The organism is Acidaminococcus sp. AM05-11, assembly GCF_003472805.1.
GTDB classification, from domain to species: Bacteria; Bacillota; Negativicutes; order Acidaminococcales; family Acidaminococcaceae; genus Acidaminococcus; species Acidaminococcus hominis.
Window position 1 is genome coordinate 1 of sequence record NZ_QRMX01000058.1, and the last position, 3,093, is coordinate 3,093.

The following is a 3,093-nucleotide window of genomic DNA, read 5'->3' on the forward strand; positions in this document are numbered from 1 at the left end:
TATCATACGAGGGGAGAGCTGGCAGCCACGCTAGTGGATGACTGAGAGTGGATACCCGGCAAACATCGCCTACAAAGTCCGCTGACCGCACCAACAAAAAAAGCTATGCAAAATGTCGCCATTTTGCATAGCCCCTTCCCTCTTCTCTCCCCTTACTTCGCTTCCCCAAACCACTTATCGTAAATCTTCTGATACTCCCCATTCTTCTTCAGCTCCGCCAGCGCCTTGTTCAGCTGGTCGCACAGCGCCGTATTCTTCTTGGCCACTGCAAACCCGTAGAAATCACCCTTCTTCGGCGTCCCCACACTCTTGGCGTAGGCAGAACCGCCCTTCTTCAGGAAGTACTGCAATACCGGCAGGTCACTGATGACCGCATCTGCCCCGCCGTTCTTCAGCTCCAGGCAGGCCAGGTCGCTGCTGTCAAAGGTCTTTACCTTGGCGCCCTCAATCTTGTTCGCCTCATCAGCCCCTACCGTACCGATCTGGGCCGCAATGGTCTTGCCCTTCAAGTCCTCCAGACTCTTGATGCTGTCGTTGTCCTTGCCCACAATCGCCATCAGCCCAGATTCATAGTAGGAATCCGTGAAATTCACCTTTTGCTTCCGGGCATCCGTAATGCTGATGCCGCCAACCGCAATATCAATGTTGCCATTTTCCAGCGCCGGAATCAGCCCATCAAAAGGCAGACTCTTGAACTCCACTTTCTGGTAGCCCGCCTGCTTTACCATGGCAGAAATCAAATCAATATCAAACCCAGCCATCTTGTCCTTGTCCATAAACTCAAACGGAGCAAAGGACGGGTTGGTAGCCACAATCAGCGTCTTGTTCTTATCAGGCTGCGCCGGAGCCGCAGCCTTTTGGTCACTGCCACAGCCAGCCGTCAGCATTACGGCCGCAGCCAACATGCAAAGTACAGAAGTCCATTTTTTCATATCCATTCTCTCCCTTATTTCTTGTCAGCGAACCACTTGTCGTACAGCTTCTGGTACTCGCCGTTTTGTTTCATTTCACCCAGAGCCTTGTTCAGCTTGTCGCACAGCTCCTTGTTCTTCTTCGCAGTAGCAATCCCGTAAAAGTCGCCCTTTTGGGGAGTCGAAGCAATCTTGGCATATTCAGCTCCGCCCTGCTTCAGGAAATACTGCAATACCGGCAGGTCGCTGATGACCGCATCCGCCCCGCCATTTTTCATTTCCAGGCAGGCCGTATCGGAAGTATCGAAGGTCTTGACCGTAGCCCCTTCAATCTTCCCAGCCTGTTCAGCCCCGGTGGTGCCCAACTGCACCGCAATGGTCTTGCCCTTCAAATCATCAAAGGACTTCACCGTGTTATTATCCTTGGGAACCAGAATGGAGAGCCCGGATTCATAGTACGGATCCGTAAAGTTCACCTTCTCCTTGCGCGCGTCCGTAATGGACATCCCAGCAATGGCCACATCAATGTTGCCCGAATCCAAAGAAGGAATCAGCGCATCAAAGCCCATCCCCTTCACCGTCACCGTCTCAAACCCGGCCTTCTTGCCCATAGCTCGGATCAATTCCATATCAAACCCCGTAAGACTCCCGTCCTTCTTGTCCGGGAACTCAAACGGCGCAAACGACGGCTCCGTGCCCACAATCAATTCCTTCTTGTCCGCCGGCTTGCTGCTGGACTTGGTATCACTGCCGCACCCGGCAGCCATCCCCAGAAGCAGTACCAACATACCAACCACACCTGCTGTTTTCACCCACTTTTTCATGACGCACACACCCCTCATTTTCCTTTTTTCTCTGTTTTGGGTAAAAGAAAACAACTCAGCTGACCTGGTCTTCGCCCCCACACTCGCCTGCTGGAAGTCTCGCTCCTAAGCCTTCGGGCTCCCCACTACTGCTTCTCTCGCTTTTTGCGGCAGGACTTACTTCTAAGCTGCACCGTGCTCACAGGGAATTCCCCTGCTTACGTGGATCGTTTCGCCTGCAACTGGCATCGAATTTCAACCACAGACCTGAGTTGTTGTTCCCTATTATAAAAGCGTACCCCAATTTTTACAATGTAAAAATTTCCCACAAGGGGATTTTTTTATAGTATACTTATACATACGGTATAGTGAAACTCTGTAGAAAAGGTCGATAGCCATGCTAACAATTCCACAATTTTTGGAATTTCCCACCAGCCAGGACTCCAAAGAATTGGTCCAATTTTTCCTGAAGCTGTTGGAAATGAAAAACAAGGACTTGTTCCTTCACAGCCAGCAAGTTGCCAATTACGCCGTCAGCACGGCCGTAAATATGGGCTTGCCGCTTACCGAAGTAGCCTGTATCAAAACCGCAGCCCTGCTGCATGATATCGGCCAGCTGGCCATCAGCAACATCATCCTCAATAAATACCCCTATTTCAACGTGCGGGAGCGGGCCGCCTACAAGCGCCACTGCCAGGAAGGCTGCAACATGCTGGAGAACATCCCAGCCTTCAGCCATGTCATGAAAATCATCCTCCACCACCACGAAAACTGGGACGGCAGCGGCTATCCCAAACGCCTGAAAGGCGTAAATATCCCCATCGGCTCCAGGATCATCGCCGTGTGTAACTACTACGACCGGAAATGCAACCCCTGCACCAGAAACTGGCAAATTTCCGCCAACCATTCCCCCCAGGACTTGCGCGACCTGGCCGGCATCATGTTTGACCCCGACGTAGTCCAGGCCTTCTTCTCCGCCGTAGTCCAAAACGAAAAACACCTGATGAACCCCCAGGACCTGCCTAATAAATAGCCAGCCGCCCCTGCCAGAAAAATACTAACCATAGACGCCTTGAGAACCCCAATCGGTTCCCAGGGCCTTTTTATTACCCAAACCATGCCCTTTCCCACACCCAGTAGGCCCCACAAGCCAACGCATAAGCCAAAACCCCTTGCGTCCCCGCCGGTTCCCAGGGCCTTTTTTATTACCCAAACCATGCCCTTTCCCACACCCAGCAGGCCTCACAAACCAACGTATAAGCCAAGACCCCTTGCGTCCCCGCCGGTTCCCAGGGCCTTTTTATTACCCAAACCATGCCCTTTCCCACACCCAGCAGGCCTCACAAACCAACGTATAAGCCAAGACCCCTTGCGTCCCC

3 protein-coding genes are annotated in these 3,093 nt (G+C 52.4%); 1 reads left to right on the top strand and 2 read right to left on the bottom strand.

The window, feature by feature from the left end; genetic code table 11:
* Nucleotides 1-152: 152 nt before the first annotated feature.
* Entirely contained in the window at nucleotides 153-932 is a 780-nt protein-coding gene (locus DW089_RS11165; protein WP_105325815.1) for a basic amino acid ABC transporter substrate-binding protein, read from the bottom strand.
* A gap of 14 nt (nucleotides 933-946) precedes the next feature.
* Nucleotides 947-1,735 carry a basic amino acid ABC transporter substrate-binding protein gene (locus tag DW089_RS11170; RefSeq protein WP_105325816.1) on the bottom strand — a complete coding sequence of 263 codons (789 nt, stop codon included), beginning with the start codon at nucleotides 1,733-1,735 and terminating at the stop codon, nucleotides 947-949.
* Between the two features lie 376 nt (nucleotides 1,736-2,111).
* Here DW089_RS11170 and DW089_RS11175 point away from each other — a divergent pair, with 376 nt between their 5' ends.
* A complete protein-coding gene (locus tag DW089_RS11175; RefSeq protein WP_105325817.1) occupies nucleotides 2,112-2,747 on the top strand; it encodes an HD-GYP domain-containing protein in 636 nt (211 codons plus the stop codon).
* Nucleotides 2,748-3,093: the final 346 nt, after the last annotated feature.